The organism is Klebsiella sp. OBRC7 (assembly GCF_000293135.1).
Taxonomy (GTDB): Bacteria; Pseudomonadota; Gammaproteobacteria; order Enterobacterales; family Enterobacteriaceae; genus Klebsiella; species Klebsiella michiganensis.
In genome coordinates this window covers 74,720-91,315 of record NZ_ALNJ01000137.1, presented here as the reverse complement: position 1 = coordinate 91,315, position 16,596 = coordinate 74,720, and the positions used below count along the sequence as shown (strand labels likewise).

The 16,596-nt window shown below is 59.4% G+C and carries 12 protein-coding genes; 8 read left to right on the top strand and 4 right to left on the bottom strand.

Annotated elements, in window-relative coordinates; genetic code table 11:
• The coding region (locus HMPREF1144_RS25880; protein ID WP_009653798.1) for an ISL3 family transposase at positions 1 to 397 on the top strand (397 nt) is incomplete at its 5' end.
• A 126-nt stretch (positions 398 to 523) separates the two neighbouring features.
• On the opposite strand, the gene HMPREF1144_RS25875 is transcribed toward HMPREF1144_RS25880, so the two are convergent.
• Positions 524 to 1,960 (bottom strand): capsule assembly Wzi family protein, encoded by a 1,437-nt coding sequence (locus HMPREF1144_RS25875; RefSeq protein ID WP_009654484.1) that lies wholly within the window; start codon positions 1,958 to 1,960, stop codon positions 524 to 526.
• A 153-nt stretch (positions 1,961 to 2,113) separates the two neighbouring features.
• Positions 2,114 to 3,280 carry a serine-type D-Ala-D-Ala carboxypeptidase DacD gene (dacD, locus tag HMPREF1144_RS25870; protein WP_009654490.1) on the bottom strand — a complete coding sequence of 389 codons (1,167 nt, stop codon included), beginning with the start codon at positions 3,278 to 3,280 and terminating at the stop codon, positions 2,114 to 2,116.
• A 180-nt stretch (positions 3,281 to 3,460) separates the two neighbouring features.
• Between dacD and sbcB the strand changes: the two genes are divergently transcribed.
• Positions 3,461 to 4,885: an exodeoxyribonuclease I gene (gene sbcB, locus HMPREF1144_RS25865; RefSeq protein ID WP_009654496.1), complete on the top strand. Its 1,425-nt coding sequence runs from the start codon at positions 3,461 to 3,463 to the stop codon at positions 4,883 to 4,885.
• Positions 4,886 to 4,990: 105 nt separating this feature from the next.
• On the opposite strand, the gene fusA is transcribed toward sbcB, so the two are convergent.
• Complete coding sequence (gene fusA / locus HMPREF1144_RS25860) at positions 4,991 to 7,093, bottom strand: elongation factor G (protein WP_009654501.1); 2,103 nt, start codon at positions 7,091 to 7,093, stop codon at positions 4,991 to 4,993.
• Between the two features lie 238 nt (positions 7,094 to 7,331).
• Between fusA and HMPREF1144_RS25855 the strand changes: the two genes are divergently transcribed.
• Positions 7,332 to 7,643, top strand: a complete 312-nt coding sequence (locus tag HMPREF1144_RS25855) for an ArsR/SmtB family transcription factor (protein ID WP_009654494.1) — start codon at positions 7,332 to 7,334, stop codon at positions 7,641 to 7,643.
• Positions 7,644 to 7,661: 18 nt separating this feature from the next.
• Here HMPREF1144_RS25855 and nifJ read toward each other — a convergent pair whose 3' ends face one another.
• On the bottom strand, positions 7,662 to 11,177 hold the full coding sequence (nifJ, locus tag HMPREF1144_RS25850; RefSeq protein WP_009654495.1) for a pyruvate:ferredoxin (flavodoxin) oxidoreductase: 3,516 nt from the start codon (positions 11,175 to 11,177) through the stop codon (positions 7,662 to 7,664).
• A gap of 404 nt (positions 11,178 to 11,581) precedes the next feature.
• Here nifJ and nifH point away from each other — a divergent pair, with 404 nt between their 5' ends.
• Genes nifH through HMPREF1144_RS25825 form a run of 5 tightly spaced genes read left to right on the top strand, consistent with a single transcriptional unit; the run spans position 11,582 to position 16,477 of the window.
• The gene (gene nifH, locus HMPREF1144_RS25845) at positions 11,582 to 12,463 is read left to right on the top strand and encodes a nitrogenase iron protein (RefSeq protein ID WP_004852391.1); all 882 of its coding nucleotides are present in this window, start codon (positions 11,582 to 11,584) and stop codon (positions 12,461 to 12,463) included.
• 16 nt (positions 12,464 to 12,479) lie between these two features.
• Positions 12,480 to 13,928, top strand: coding sequence for a nitrogenase molybdenum-iron protein alpha chain (nifD, locus tag HMPREF1144_RS25840; protein ID WP_014230022.1), 1,449 nt, complete (start codon positions 12,480 to 12,482; stop codon positions 13,926 to 13,928).
• A gap of 55 nt (positions 13,929 to 13,983) precedes the next feature.
• Positions 13,984 to 15,546 carry a nitrogenase molybdenum-iron protein subunit beta gene (gene nifK / locus HMPREF1144_RS25835; RefSeq protein WP_004852393.1) on the top strand — a complete coding sequence of 521 codons (1,563 nt, stop codon included), beginning with the start codon at positions 13,984 to 13,986 and terminating at the stop codon, positions 15,544 to 15,546.
• Positions 15,547 to 15,585: 39 nt separating this feature from the next.
• A complete protein-coding gene (gene nifT / locus HMPREF1144_RS25830) occupies positions 15,586 to 15,804 on the top strand; it encodes a putative nitrogen fixation protein NifT (protein WP_004122392.1) in 219 nt (72 codons plus the stop codon).
• A 10-nt stretch (positions 15,805 to 15,814) separates the two neighbouring features.
• Complete coding sequence (locus HMPREF1144_RS25825) at positions 15,815 to 16,477, top strand: NifB/NifX family molybdenum-iron cluster-binding protein (protein ID WP_004852394.1); 663 nt, start codon at positions 15,815 to 15,817, stop codon at positions 16,475 to 16,477.
• Positions 16,478 to 16,596: the final 119 nt, after the last annotated feature.

Here is a 16,596-nt window from a genome sequence, read left to right as displayed (position 1 = left end):
GCAGTACAGCGATAAGTGGATGACCGAATCCAGGCAGGAAAAGCTGATATGGCTGCGTGCACAGATGAAGTTGACAAGCCAGTGCTGGGCGCTGAAAGAGCTGGCAAAGGATATCTGGAACAGGTCATGGAGCGAGGAAAGACGCGATGACTGGCAGAGATGGCTGGCGCTGGCGGCTAACAGTGATGTCCCCATGATGAAGAACGCGGCCAAAACGATAGGGAAAAGGCTGTACGGCATCCTGAACGCCATGCGCCACGGTGTATCAAACGGAAATGCGGAAGCACTAAACAGCAAGATCAGGCTGTTGAGGATAAAAGCGAGGGGATACCGAAACCGGGAGCGCTTTAAGCTGGGAGTGATGTTCCACTATGGGAAGCTGAATATGGCGTTCTGAGCCTTCCCACCATGATCGGGGAAGACCCATATATATACACATAAATTAGCAGTACTATCAGCCATAGTATGTGCGGCAATTCACAAATCCGCGCGGCAAGAAGAGTAAAAAACCACCGCCATCCGGTTATAAACTGAACGGCAGCTCAACGCCAATGCTGGCCCCGACATCGTCGCTGGCGCTGTGGTTAGCGTCGGTGTACCACACGGAGGTATTCAGGCGTACCGTCGGCATAACATCGCCGCTCCAGCCCAGCTGTACGCCCTTCAGCGTATCGGCGCGCGGGAAGGCTTTATTGATTCGCTGGTTCTTCGGATTGACCTCAGCGTAGACCAGCCGCGCGCTCCAGCGCTGATTCTCTTCGGTCACCAGCTCCACCTTACCGGCATATAAACGCCCGTCACCGCCCATCGCATCGCCCAGCGGATAGCCCTGCTGGTAGTAGCCGTCTTTATAGATAAAGTGGTTATAGATGTAATTGGTGCGCCCCATGTTCGAGCGGGTATCGTGGGCTTCCAGATACCAGTTAACCGCATTGCTGTTCCACTGGTGATGCCCTTCCACGCCGCCAAGATAGAGGTGCGCCGAGGGTAAATATCCGGCTTCATCCTCGCCGATCATCTGGCCGTAAATGCTCACCGGCCAGCCGAGGGTGGGCGCCAGCTTCAGCCTGAAATCAAAACCGGCCAGCTGGTTGCCGGGATCGTCGGCCGAGTCGCCGGTGTTATCATTGCCGGTCAGGCCGTCCCAGAAGCTGCTGAATGAGGAAGGCCGCCCTTCGCCGCCCCACTGCATAACGCGCGAGGCTCCCAGCTCCAGCGAGGTGAGCGGTGAAAAAGTCAGGCGACCGCCGAAGATTTTGGTATGCGGTACGGCTGCGTACTGGTTCATCTGGCTGGCGGAAAGCTGGTACTGCCAGGGGCCAATCCAGCTTAGCCATGAGGTTTCCGGCGCGCGCTGTTCGGCACGCTGCAGCAGAAAACCGGTCATCGGTCGCGCGGCATCGGAGCGGATCAGGCTACCTTCATAGCCAGGCCCCCACCACTGCGGAATTTGCCCGAACGCCAGCCACTGATTCCACAGCTTTACCGCGCCGTATGCGCCGTTGGCGTTCACGCTTGAGCCGTTACTGATGCGCTTGTTGCCTTCAACATTGCCCTGCAGGTGCAGATCCCACCATTCGCCGCTGTTGTTCAGGGCGAGAGAAAGCGACTGGTCGGCGGGGTAGGACTGGGCAAACCCCTGCGGCGTGCCCGGCTTATCAGTGGAGCTGTAGCCGGTAACGCGCACGTCAGCTTTCAGCGCACTTAATCGCTGATTTACCCGACCCAGTACCACCCGCTCTGCGGACGTTGTTGGATGGGCGTTGGCCAGCGCGCGCTTAATCTCCTCTTCGCTCAGAGGCCAGGTCGACAGGCTCAACGAGAGGGTTCCACGGTCGGATAACCAGGCTAAATCATTGCGAAATTCGTTATCGGCCAGAACGAGGCCGGAGGCAAAACTCGAGGTGCTAAAAACGGCGAAAAGTCCCAGAGAAAGCGCACTACGCGCAAAGTATTTCATCTTCCCAGCTCCATTTATGGCGCACAAGCGCCAGGCTTTTTCCTGAAGGGTGACCGGGTAAGGTAATGGAGTGAAAGTAAACGAAGCGCCAACCGAAGCGGCATAATAATCAAACAGCTACGAGATGCCGCTCCGGGCGGAGCGGCGGAGAAGTTACAGTTTTTGATGCAGGTAATCGCTAAAGCGCGACAGCACGCCGCCCTTGCCAACGCTTTCCAGCGTCACCAGCGGCCAGTGGGCCACCACTTTATCACCATCGTAAAGGGAGATTTCGCCAACCCGCTGGTGGGCAGCTATCGGCGCTTCCAGCACTTTGTTATCCAGCACGTATTTGGCCTTAATGCGCGAGACTTCCGACTTCGGCAGCGCTAACCAGAAGTCCTGATCGGTCCCCAGCTTAATCTGCTCTTTATCGCCATACCAGATTCGCTCAACGCCGACCTGCTTGCCGTCCTGCAGGACCTGGACGGTATCGAAGTTTTGCTGCCCCCAGTGCAGCAGCTTCGCCGCCTGCTGTTCACGCCCTTTCGGGCTGTCGGCCCCCATCACCACCGCAATCAGCCGGCGCTGGCCGTCCACCGCGGAGGCAATCAGGTTGAAGCCAGCGCCCGAGGTGTGGCCGGTCTTCAGACCATCGACGTTCATGGTCTTATCCCACAGCAGACCGTTGCGGTTCTGCTGGGTAATGCCGTTCCAGGTCAGGCTCTTCTGGCTGTACATATGGTAGACGTCCGGCTCGCCGTGAATAATCGCCCGCGAGAGCACCGCCAGATCGTAGGCCGAACTGTGCTGACCCGGCGCGTCCAGACCGTGGACGGTTTCAAAATGGGTATCCTGCAAATGCAGTTTTTCCACATAGCTGTTCATCAGCGCGACGAACTGCGGCTGGCCGCCGGCGACGTAGTCCGCCAGCGCCACGCAGGCATCGTTGCCGGAGTCAACGATCAGCCCGCGGCTTAAATCGCGTACGCTGACCCGATCGCCGGGCTTAAGGAACATCAGCGAAGAGCCGTTAAAGACCGGGTTACCCTGCGCCCAGGCGTCTTTCCCGACGGTGACGATGTCATCAAAGGTGATGCGGTGGCTGTCGATGGCGCGATCGACCACGTAGCCGGTCATCAGTTTGGTCAGGCTGGCGGGATTGCGCTGCTGATGCTCGTTACCGGCGGTCAGGATCTGGCCGGTGGTGTAATCCATCAGTACCCAGGAACCGGCCTGAATAGAAGGAGGCGTCACGTTGACGGGAAAATCATTGGCGGCAAATGCGCAGGAAACGCTCGCAGCGAGCAAAGATACAGCAATAAACAAACGGCCTTTCAACGGCATATCCTCTAAATTGACAGATTCGCCGTCCTTTTTACGGAACTTCTCGTTTCAAATCAGGGTTTAATTGCAAGAAAATATGACACCGCCGGCAAGGGACAAAGGGGATACCCTTCTGATGGCCCGGCAAATCGTTTACCATGAAGGCTGCTCGCCACCAGGAATAATGAACAGATTATGCAAGATAGCGCCAGCCAGCCCGGATTTTTATTTCACGATTACGAGACCTTCGGCACCAGTCCCTCGCTCGACCGACCGTCGCAGTTTGCCGCCATTCGCACCGATGAAGACCTCAATATCGTCGGCGAACCCGAAGTCTTATACTGCAGGATCGCCGATGACTATCTGCCGCAGCCGCAGGCGGTCATGGTCACCGGGATAACGCCGCAGGAGGCGAACGCCAGGGGGGACAACGAAGCCGCTTTCGCCCGCCGCGTTCACGATCTGTTCACGGTGCCGAAAACCTGTATCGTCGGCTACAACAACGTGCGCTTCGATGACGAAGTGACGCGCAATATCTTTTATCGCAATTTTTACGATCCTTACGCCTGGAGCTGGCAGCACGACAACTCCCGCTGGGATCTGCTGGATGTGATGCGCGCCTGCTACGCGCTGCGCCCGGAAGGGATTAACTGGCCGGAAAACGAAGAGGGCTTACCGAGCTTCCGCCTTGAGCATCTGACCGTCGCCAACGGCATTGAGCACAGCAACGCCCACGACGCGATGGCCGACGTTTACGCCACCATCGCGATGGCGAAGCTGGTGAAAACCCAGCAGCCGCGCCTGTTTGACTATCTCTACGCCCACCGCAACAAGCGCAAGCTGGCGACGCTGATCGACGTGCCGCAAATCAAACCGCTGGTGCATGTTTCCGGCATGTTCGGCGCGGCGCGCGGCAACACCAGCCTGGTGGCCCCGCTGGCGTGGCACCCGGACAATCGTAACGCGGTGATTATGGTCGACCTGGCCGGAGATATCGCTCCCCTGCTGGAGCTCGATGCCGACACCCTGCGCGAGCGGCTGTATACGCCGAAAAGCGAGCTGGGCGACCTGCCCGCGGTGCCGATTAAGCTGGTCCACCTGAATAAATGCCCGGTGCTGGCGCAGCAAAACACTCTGCGTCCGCAGGATGCCGACCGGCTGGGCATCAATATCCAGCGCTGTCTGGATAACGCCCAGCTGCTGCGGGCCAATCCGCAGGTACGCGAGAAAGTGGTGGCGATTTTTGCCGAAGCGGAGCCGTTTGTGCCGTCCGATAACGTCGATACGCAGCTGTATAACGGCTTTTTCAGCGATGCCGACCGCGCGGCGATGAAAATCGTGCTCGAAACCGAGCCGCGCAACCTGCCGGCGCTGGATATTACCTTCGCCGATAAACGTATTGAGCGCCTGCTGTTCAACTATCGCGCGCGCAACTATCCCGGCACGCTCGATGAAGCCGAGCAGCAGCGCTGGTTAGAGCACCGTCGCCAGGTATTTACGCCGGAGTTTTTGCAGGCCTACGCCGATGAGCTGCAGATGCTGTACCAGCAGTATGCGGACGATAAAGAGAAGCTGGCACAGCTGAAGGCGCTGTGGCAGTACGCGCAGGATATTGTTTGATTGGCAGAAATTCCCGGGTTGCGGCTAACGCCTTACCCGGGCTACAAACGATAGCTGGACTCGTAGCCCGGGTAAGACGCCTCGCGTCGCACCCGGGAACGTTGCTTAGCCTTTGGCGCGGCTGGCGATAATCGCCTCAGCCACGTTGCGCGGGGCCTCCGCGTAGTGGTGGAACTCCATGCTATAGGTCGCCCGGCCCTGGGACATTGAACGCAGCGTGGTGGAATAGCCAAACATCTCGGCCAGCGGCACGTCGGCGCGGATAATCTGGCTACCGAACCGCTCCTCCATCCCCTGCACCATTCCTCGACGGGAAGAGAGATCGCCCATGATATTCCCGGCGTACTCTTCCGGGGTCTCCACTTCCACGTGCATCACCGGTTCAAGAATAACCGGGTCGGCTCTGCGCGCCCCTTCCTTGAAGCCAAATATCGCCGCCATCCGGAAAGCCATCTCCGAGGAGTCGACGTCATGATACGAACCAAACGTCAGTGTCGCCTTGACATCCACCACCGGATAACCCGCCAGCACGCCGGTGCCCATCGCTTCGCGCAGCCCTTTTTCCACTGAAGGGATGTACTCGCGCGGCACCACGCCGCCTTTGGTCGCGTCCTCAAACACAAAACCGCTCCCCGGCTCCAGCGGTTCAAGGGTCAGCACCACGTGGCCGTACTGCCCTTTACCGCCGGACTGGCGGACAAACTTGCCTTCCACCTCTTTGACCGTTTTGCGGATCGTCTCGCGATAGGTCACCTGCGGACGCCCGATATTCGCCTCGACGCCAAACTCACGCTTCATGCGGTCGACGATAATCTCCAGATGCAGCTCGCCCATCCCGGAAACGATCGTCTGGCCGGACTCCTCGTCAGTATGCAGACGAAACGACGGATCTTCCGCCGCCAGCCGCTGCAGGGCGATACCCATTTTCTCCTGATCGGCTTTGGTTTTCGGTTCAATCGCCAGCGAAATCACCGGCTCCGGAAACTCCATCCGTTCAAGGGTAATCACCGCGTCCGGGTCGCACAGCGTGTCGCCGGTGGTGACATCCTTCAGGCCGACGCAGGCGGCAATATCCCCGGCGTGCAGTTCGTCCACCTCATGGCGATCGTTGGCCTGCATCAGCACGATGCGTCCGATGCGCTCTTTCTTACCTTTCACCGGATTCCACACCGCATCGCCTTTTTTCAACGTGCCGGAATAGACGCGGATAAAGGTCAGCTGTCCGACGTAGGGGTCGGTCATCAGCTTGAAGGCCAGCGCCGAGAACGGCTCGTCGTCGCCCGGATGACGTTCAGCGGGCTGCCCTTTCTCATCCACGCCCTGAATCGCCGGGATATCCAGCGGCGATGGCATCAGCTCAACCACCGCATCGAGCATCCGCTGCACGCCTTTGTTTTTAAACGCGCTGCCGCACAGCACCGCCTGGATTTCCCCCTTCACCGTGCGCTGGCGCAGACCGGCGACGATCTCCGCCTCGTCCAGCTCACCGGTTTCGAGATATTTGTCCATCAGTTCGTCGCTGGCTTCCGCCGCCGCAGAGACCAATTTCTCCCGCCACAGCCGGGCGGTTTCCACGAGCTCGTCAGGCACCGGCGCATAGGTGAAGGTCATCCCCTGGGTGGCGTCGTCCCATAAAATGGCGCGCATTTTGATGAGATCCACCACCCCGGTGAAGTGCTCTTCGGCGCCAACCGGGATCGCAATCGGCACCGGATTGGCCTTCAGGCGATCGATCATCATCTGCACCACGCGGAAAAAATCCGCGCCGGGGCGGTCCATCTTGTTGACGAAGGCCAGCCGCGGAACGTGGTATTTATTCGCCTGCCGCCAGACGGTTTCCGACTGCGGCTGCACGCCGCCGACGGAGTCGTAAACCATCACCGCGCCGTCCAGGACGCGCATGGAGCGTTCCACTTCGATGGTGAAATCCACGTGCCCGGGGGTATCGATGATGTTAATCCGGTGCGGCTCGAAGCTGCGGTCCATGCCGGGCCAGAAGCAGCTCACCGCCGCAGAGGTAATGGTGATCCCGCGCTCCTGCTCCTGCGCCATCCAGTCGGTGGTTGCCGCGCCATCGTGTACTTCCCCCAGCTTGTGGCTCATCCCGGTATAAAACAGGATGCGCTCGGTGGTGGTGGTTTTGCCGGCATCGATATGCGCGGAGATACCGATGTTGCGATAACGTTCGAGGGGGATGGGTCGGGGCATGATGCGTCCTTAGTCATTGTGACTGTTAACAGACGGCCGGAATTGGCCGCCGTTCATATAACGGCATCTATCATAGTACAACTGTACGAGTATATTCGAACTATTTTTACTATCGTTACTATTGGTGAAGCTGCGACGACCCGCGTGGCTTTAGAAAAGCAGTTTCGGTATATTACCGGCCAGCCGCCGATACGGGCTGCTGCTCACGGAGCTGCGCCGCCGCCGACACAGGAATATTATGATCGCCAATCACCCCGAACGTGAACAAATTCGCCTCGAAAATGTCCTTTTCGCTCTCGGCAACCCGCTGCGGCTTGAGATTATCCGTATCCTTGCCGACGGCAGCGAGCAGAGCTGTAACGCCCTGCGTCATGAGGATGTGGCGAAGTCGACCATGACCCACCACTGGCGCGTCCTGCGCGACAGCGGTGTGATCTGGCAGCGGCCTCAGGGGCGGGAGAATTTGATTTCGCTGCGCCGGGAAGATTTAGACGCGCGCTTTCCCGGCCTGCTGGAGACGCTGCTTAAGGTCATGCAGCAGGAGAACTAAAGGCCTGCGCGCCGGCCCCTACTCCTCACCGGCCAGCCGCCGATACCGGGCAAAGCGGTCGCGCGCATCCTCCTCGGTTCTGCTAAAAAGCGCATCCGCGAGATGCGGCGTCGTTTTATGCAGCGAGGCGTAGCGCACTTCGCCAAGCAAAAAGTCGCGGAAGCTCTCCTCCGGCTCTTCGGAATCGAGCATAAACGGCGTCTTGCCCTCCGCTTCCCGCTGCGGATGATAGCGCCACAGGTGCCAGTATCCCGCTTCAACCGCCCGTTTCGCCTCGCGCTGGCTGCAGCGCATACCGGCTTTCAGCCCGTGGTTAATGCAGGCGGCGTAGGCAATCACCAGCGACGGTCCCGGCCAGGCTTCGGCCTCGGCGATCGCCCGTAGGGTCTGATCTTTATCAGCGCCCATGGCGACCTGGGCCACGTACACATTGCCGTAGCTCATCGCCATCATGCCGAGATCTTTTTTCCGCGTGCGTTTGCCCTGCGCGGCAAACTTCGCGATGGCCGCCACCGGGGTCGATTTAGACGACTGCCCGCCGGTATTGGAGTAAACCTCGGTATCAAACACCAGAATATTCACGTCTTCCCCGCTCGCCAGCACGTGGTCGAGGCCGCCGAAGCCGATATCGTAGGCCCAGCCGTCGCCGCCGAAAATCCACTGCGAACGACGAACAAAATAGTCGCGGTTCTGCCACAACTGCTCTAAGAGCGGCACGCCCTCTTTTTCCGCCGCCAGCCGTTCACTGAGCCGGTCCGCACGCTCGCGGGTGCCCTCGCCTTCATCCTGCTTCGCCAGCCACTGGCGCATTGCGTCGCTAAGTTCGTCGCTGACCGGTAGCGCCAGCGCGGCGGTCATATCATCGGCGATTTGTTGACGCACCGCCTGGCCGCCGAGCATCATGCCGAGGCCAAACTCCGCATTATCCTCAAACAGCGAGTTCGCCCATGCCGGGCCGTGGCCGCGGTGGTTGGTGGTATAGGGAATCGACGGCGCGCTGGCCCCCCAGATAGAAGAGCAGCCGGTGGCGTTAGCGATCAGCATCCGGTCGCCAAACAGCTGGGTTATCAGGCGGGCATAAGGCGTTTCTCCGCATCCCGCGCAGGCGCCGGAAAACTCCAGCAGCGGGGTTTCAAACTGGCTGCCTTTGACCGTCGTCTTACGAAACGGATTGCTCTTCGGCGTCAGCGCCAGCGCATAGTCCCAGACCGGCGCCATCTGGCGCTGGCTATCAAGAGACTGCATTTTTAACGCCTTGCCGCGCGAAGGACAGATGTCCACGCAGTTGCCGCAGCCGGAACAATCCAGCGGCGAGATAGCCAGATGGTAGTGATACTCCTTCGCGCCCTGCGCGGGTTTGCTCAGCAGCCCAACCGGGGCGGCGTCCTGCTCTTCGCCGTTGAGCAGCGCCGGGCGGATCGCCGCGTGCGGGCAGATAAAGGCGCACTGGTTACACTGCGTGCAGCCCTCCGGCTGCCAGACCGGCACTTCCAGCGCGATCCCGCGTTTCTCCCAGGCGGCGGTGCCCGAAGGAAACGTCCCGTCCTCCATGCCGACAAACGCGCTTACCGGCAGCTGGTCGCCGCACTGGCGGTTCATCGGCTGCAGAATATCGCGGATGAAATCCGGCATCATGGCTGAAGCCTGCGCCACGGGCTCATCAAGCGTCGCCCAGCGTGCCGGAATGGTCACCTGATGCAGCGAGGCCATGCCCAGCTCGATCGCCCGCTGGTTCATCTCGATCACCGCCGCCCCTTTGCTGCCGTAGCTTTTTTCAACCGCCTGCTTGAGGTAATCCGCCGCGGTCTGCGGGTCGATAATTGCCGCCAGCTTAAAGAACGCCGCCTGCATCAGCATATTAAAGCGCCCGCCCAGCCCGAGCTCACGGGCGATATCCACGGCGTTAAGGGTATAAAAATGGATATTTTCCCGCGCCAGATAGCGTTTGAAGCTGACCGGCAGATGCTGCTCCAGCTCCGCATCGGACCAGCTGCAGTTGAGTAAAAAGGTCCCGCCCGGCTTTAACCCATCCAGCAGGTCGTAGCGCTCAACGTAGGACTGCTGCGAACAGGAGATAAAATCGGCCCGATGGATCAGGTAGGGCGAATTGATCGGCCGGTCGCCGAAGCGCAAATGCGAAACGGTAATGCCGCCGGATTTTTTCGAGTCATAGGAAAAGTAGGCCTGCGCGTAGAGCGGCGTTTTATCGCCGATAATTTTGATCGCGCTTTTATTGGCCCCCACGGTGCCGTCCGAGCCCATGCCCCAAAATTTACAGGCGGTGATGCCGGCATGCGAGACCGCCAGCGTCTGCTGGCGCGGGGGCAACGAAGTAAAGGTCACATCATCGACAATCCCGAGGGTAAACCCGTCCATCGGCAGCGGTTTATTGAGGTTATCAAAGACCCCCGCGATATCGTTGGGCAGAACATCCTTACCGCCAAGCGCATAGCGGCCGCCGACGATTAGCGGCGCATCGTCGTGATGATAGAAGGCGTTTTTCACATCCAGGCACAGCGGTTCAGCCTGAGCGCCGGGCTCTTTGGTGCGGTCCAGGACGGCAATTCGCTGCACGGTTTTCGGCAGCTGGGCGAAGAAGTGGGCCAGCGAAAAAGGGCGAAACAGATGCACGCTGAGCAGCCCGACCTTCTCTCCCGCCGCGTTCAGCGTATCCACCACTTCCTGAACGGTATCGCAGACCGATCCCATCGCGATAATCACCCGTTCGGCGTCCGCCGCGCCGGTATAGTTAAACAGATGGTACTCCCGGCCGGTTAGCGCGCTGATTTGCGCCATATAGCTTTCGACAATATCGGGCAGCGCCTGATAAAAACGGTTACCCGCCTCTCTTTCCTGGAAGTAGATATCCGGGTTTTGCGCCGTTCCGCGGATGACCGGATGATCCGGATGCAGCGCGTTACGGCGGAATCTGTCGAGCGCGGGCCGGTCCAGCAGCGTCGCCAGCTGGTCATATTCCAGCACCTCGATTTTTTGAATTTCGTGCGAGGTGCGAAAACCGTCGAAGAAGTTAACAAACGGGATGCGTCCCTTAATCGCCGCCAGATGCGCCACCGCCGACAAATCCATCACCTGCTGCACGTTGTTCTCCGCCAGCATCGCGCAGCCGGTCTGGCGAACCGCCATCACGTCCTGGTGATCGCCAAAAATATTCAGCGAATTGGTCGCCAGCGCCCGGGCGCTGACGTGAAAGACGCCCGGCAGCAGTTCACCGGCGATTTTGTACATGTTGGGGATCATCAGCAGCAGCCCCTGGGAGGCCGTATAGGTGGTGGTGAGCGCCCCCGCCTGCAGCGCGCCGTGGACCGCGCCTGCCGCACCGGCTTCCGACTGCATCTCCATTAAGCGCACCGGCTGGCCAAAGAGGTTCTTTTTCCCCTGCGCCGCCCACTCGTCGACGTTTTCCGCCATCGGCGTAGAGGGGGTAATGGGGTAAATCGCTGCGACCTCGGTAAAGGCATAAGAGATCCAGGCCGCCGCGGCGTTGCCATCCATTGTTTTCATTTTTCCGGACATTGTTCAATCCTCGAAGGTGAGAGGCATCTTCGCCGCCTCAAATAAGCGGCAAACCCAGTTGTTGCCTCAAGCACAGCCTGTGCCAGCTCGCGGATAACAGAATAGTTAGCGCGAATTCAACGCGTTATGAAGAGAGTCGCCGCGCAGCGCGCCGAGAGATTGCGTGGAATAAGACACAGGGGGCGACAAGCTGTTGAACAGGCGACAAACCGCCACAATGGCCCCGGCAGGCGCAATTGTTCTGTTTCCCACATTTGGTCGCCTTATTGTGCCGTTTTGTTTTACGCCCTGCGCAGCGATAAATATCTAAACTCATAAAAATCAATAAAATAAATAAACAGGCACGGCTGGTATGTTCCCTGCACTTCTCTGCTGGCAAACACTCAACAACAGGAGAAGTCACCATGACCATGCGTCAATGCGCTATTTACGGTAAAGGCGGTATCGGTAAATCCACCACCACGCAGAACCTCGTCGCCGCGCTGGCGGAGATGGGTAAGAAAGTGATGATCGTCGGCTGCGATCCGAAGGCGGACTCCACCCGCCTGATCCTGCACGCCAAAGCACAGAACACCATTATGGAGATGGCCGCGGAAGTCGGCTCGGTCGAGGACCTCGAACTCGAAGACGTTCTGCAAATTGGCTACGGCGACGTGCGCTGCGCGGAATCCGGCGGCCCGGAGCCAGGCGTCGGCTGTGCGGGACGCGGCGTGATCACGGCGATCAACTTTCTTGAAGAAGAAGGCGCTTACGAGGACGATCTCGATTTCGTGTTCTATGACGTGCTCGGCGACGTGGTCTGCGGCGGCTTCGCCATGCCGATCCGCGAAAACAAAGCCCAGGAGATCTACATCGTCTGCTCCGGCGAAATGATGGCAATGTACGCGGCCAACAATATCTCCAAAGGGATCGTTAAATACGCTAAATCCGGCAAGGTGCGCCTCGGCGGCCTGATCTGTAACTCCCGTCAGACCGACCGTGAAGACGAACTGATTATGGCCCTGGCGGAAAAGCTCGGGACCCAGATGATCCACTTTGTCCCCCGCGACAACATCGTGCAGCGCGCGGAGATCCGCCGCATGACGGTGATCGAGTACGACCCCGCCTGCCAGCAGGCCAACGAATACCGCACCCTGGCGCAGAAGATCGTCAACAACACCATGAAAGTGGTGCCGACGCCCTGCACCATGGATGAGCTGGAGTCGCTGCTGATGGAGTTCGGCATCATGGAAGAGGAAGACACCAGCATCATTGGTAAAACCGCCGCCGAAGAAAGCGCGGCCTGAGCACAGGACAATTATGATGACCAACGCAACGGGCGAACGTAATCTGGCGCTGATCCAGGAAGTCCTGGAGGTGTTCCCGGAAACCGCGCGAAAAGAGCGCAGAAAGCACATGATGGTCAGCGATCCGCAAATGGAGAGCGTCGGCAAGTGCATTATCTCTAACCGCAAATCACAACCCGGCGTGATGACCGTGCGCGGCTGCGCCTACGCCGGTTCCAAAGGGGTGGTATTCGGGCCAATCAAGGATATGGCCCACATCTCGCACGGGCCGGTCGGCTGCGGCCAGTATTCCCGCGCCGGACGACGCAATTACTACACCGGGGTCAGCGGCGTCGATAGCTTCGGCACGCTGAACTTCACCTCTGATTTTCAGGAGCGCGACATCGTCTTCGGCGGCGATAAAAAGCTCAGCAAGCTGATTGAAGAGATGGAGCTGCTGTTCCCGCTCACCAAAGGGATCACCATTCAGTCGGAATGCCCGGTAGGGCTGATCGGCGATGATATCAGCGCGGTGGCCAACGCCAGCAGCAAAGCGCTGGATAAACCGGTGATCCCGGTACGCTGCGAAGGCTTTCGCGGCGTGTCGCAGTCGCTGGGGCACCATATCGCCAACGACGTGGTGCGCGACTGGATCCTTAACAATCGCGAAGGACAGCCGTTTGAAACCACTCCTTACGATGTGGCGATCATCGGCGACTACAACATCGGCGGCGACGCCTGGGCCTCGCGCATTCTGCTGGAAGAGATGGGGCTACGGGTGGTCGCGCAGTGGTCCGGCGACGGCACGCTGGTGGAGATGGAGAACACCCCATTCGTCAAGCTGAACCTGGTTCACTGTTACCGTTCGATGAACTATATCGCCCGCCATATGGAGGAGAAACATCAGATTCCGTGGATGGAGTACAACTTCTTCGGGCCGACCAAAATCGCCGAATCGCTGCGCAAAATCGCCGACCAGTTCGACGATACCATTCGCGCGAACGCCGAAGCGGTGATCGCCAGATATGAGGGGCAGATGGCGGCGATTATCGCCAAATATCGCCCGCGCCTGGAGGGGCGTAAGGTGCTGCTCTATATGGGCGGCCTGCGACCACGCCACGTCATCGGCGCCTACGAGGATCTCGGGATGGAGATCATCGCCGCCGGCTACGAGTTTGCCCATAACGATGACTACGACCGCACCCTGCCGGATCTGAAAGAGGGCACGCTGCTGTTCGATGACGCCAGCAGCTATGAGCTGGAAGCGTTCGTTAAGGCGCTGAAGCCCGACCTAATCGGCTCCGGCATCAAGGAAAAATATATCTTCCAGAAAATGGGCGTGCCGTTCCGCCAGATGCACTCGTGGGACTATTCCGGCCCGTACCACGGCTACGATGGTTTCGCCATTTTCGCCCGCGATATGGATATGACCCTGAACAACCCGGCGTGGAACGAACTGACCGCCCCGTGGCTGAAGTCTGCGTGATTGCCCACTCACTGTCCCGTCTGTTCACCGATTTGTGGCGCGGGAGGAGAACACCATGAGCCAAACGATTGATAAAATTAATAGCTGTTATCCGCTATTCGAACAGGATGAATACCAGGAGCTGTTTCGCAATAAGCGGCAGCTGGAAGAGGCGCACGATGCGCAGCGCGTGCAGGAGGTCTTTGCCTGGACCACCACCGCCGAGTATGAAGCGCTGAACTTCCAGCGCGAGGCGCTGACCGTTGACCCGGCGAAAGCCTGCCAGCCGCTTGGTGCGGTGCTTTGCTCGCTGGGATTTGCCAACACCCTGCCGTACGTGCACGGCTCTCAGGGGTGCGTGGCCTACTTTCGCACCTATTTTAACCGCCATTTCAAAGAGCCGATCGCCTGCGTCTCCGACTCGATGACCGAAGACGCGGCGGTCTTCGGCGGCAACAACAATATGAATCTGGGCCTGCAGAACGCCAGCGCGCTGTACAAACCGGAGATCATTGCGGTGTCCACCACCTGCATGGCGGAAGTTATCGGCGATGACCTGCAGGCGTTTATCGCCAACGCTAAAAAAGATGGCTTCGTCGACAGCAGCATCGCCGTGCCCCACGCCCATACGCCAAGCTTTATCGGCAGCCACGTCACCGGCTGGGATAACATGTTTGAAGGCTTCGCCAAAACCTTTACCGCGGACTACCAGGGGCAGCCGGGCAAACTGCCGAAGCTCAATCTGGTGACCGGCTTTGAAACCTATCTCGGCAACTTCCGCGTATTAAAGCGGATGATGGAACAGATGGCGGTACCGTGCAGCCTGCTCTCCGATCCGTCGGAAGTACTCGACACGCCCGCCGACGGCCACTACCGGATGTATTCCGGCGGCACCACGCAGCAGGAGATGAAAGAGGCCCCTGACGCCATCGATACGCTACTCCTGCAGCCGTGGCAGCTGCTGAAGAGCAAAAAAGTGGTGCAGGAGATGTGGAACCAACCCGCCACCGAGGTCGCCATTCCGCTGGGACTGGCCGCCACCGATGAACTGCTGATGACCGTCAGCCAGCTTAGCGGCAAGCCAATTGCCGACGCCCTCACCCTTGAGCGCGGCCGGCTGGTTGACATGATGCTCGACTCCCACACCTGGCTGCACGGCAAGAAGTTTGGCCTGTATGGCGATCCGGACTTCGTGATGGGCCTCACCCGCTTCCTGCTGGAGCTGGGCTGCGAGCCGACGGTGATCCTGAGCCATAACGCCAACAAACGCTGGCAAAAAGCGATGAAGAAAATGCTCGATGCCTCGCCGTACGGGCGCGATAGCGAAGTGTTTATCAACTGCGATTTGTGGCACTTCCGTTCGCTGATGTTCACCCGTCAGCCGGACTTTATGATCGGCAACTCCTACGGCAAGTTTATCCAGCGCGATACCCTGGCGAAGGGTAAAGCCTTTGAAGTGCCGCTTATCCGCCTCGGCTTTCCGCTGTTCGACCGCCACCATCTGCACCGCCAGACAACCTGGGGTTATGAAGGGGCGATGAACATTGTGACGACGCTGGTGAACGCCGTGCTGGAGAAACTGGATAGCGATACCAGCCAGCTGGGCAAAACCGATTACAGCTTCGATCTCGTCCGTTAACCATCAGGTGCCCCGCGTCATGCGGGGCCAGGAGGGAGTATGCCCATCGTGATTTTCCGTGAGCGCGGCGCGGACCTGTACGCCTATATCGCGAAACAGGATCTGGAAGCGCGAGTGATCCAGATTGAGCATAACGACGCTGAACGCTGGGGCGGCGCGATTTCGCTGGAGGGGGGACGCCGCTACTACGTGCATCCGCAGCCGGGACGTCCCGTCTTTCCGATAAGCCTGCGCGCGACGCGCAATACCTTGATATAAGGAGCTGGTGATGCCCGACAACGATACCCTATTCTGGCGTATGCTGGCGCTGTTTCAGTCCCTGCCGGACCTACAGCCGGCGCAAATCGTCGACTGGCTGGCGCAGGAGAGCGGCGAGACGCTGACGCCAGCGCGTCTGGCGACCCTGACCCAGCCGCAGCTGGCCGCCAGCTTTCCCTCCGCGACGGCGGTGATGTCCCCCGCACGCTGGTCGCGGGTGATGGCGAGCCTGCAGGGCGCGCTGCCCGCCCATTTACGCATCGTTCGCCCTGCCCAGCGCACGCCGCAGCTACTGGCGGCATTTTGCTCCCAGGATGGGCTGGTGATTAACGGCCATTTCGGCCAGGGACGACTGTTTTTTATCTACGCGTTCGATGAGCAAGGCGGCTGGCTGCACGATCTGCGCCGCTATCCCTCCGCCGCCCACCAGCAGGAGGCCAACGAAGTGCGCGCCCGGCTTATTGAGGACTGTCAGCTGCTGTTTTGCCAGGAGATCGGCGGGCCCGCCGCCGCGCGGCTGATCCGCCATCGCATCCACCCGATGAAAGCGCAGCCCGGGACGACGATTCAGGCGCAGTGCGAGGCGATCAATACGCTGCTGGCCGGCCGTTTGCCGCCGTGGCTGGCGAAGCGGCTTAACCGGGATAATCCTCTGGAAGAACGCGTTTTTTAATCCCTGTTTTGTGCTTGTTGCCCGCTGACCCCGCGGGCTTTTTTTCGCGTATGGACGCTCTTCCCGCGTGAGGGTCAGGCATTATTCCGTTCAGGGGAATATTCCGTTCACGGTTGTTC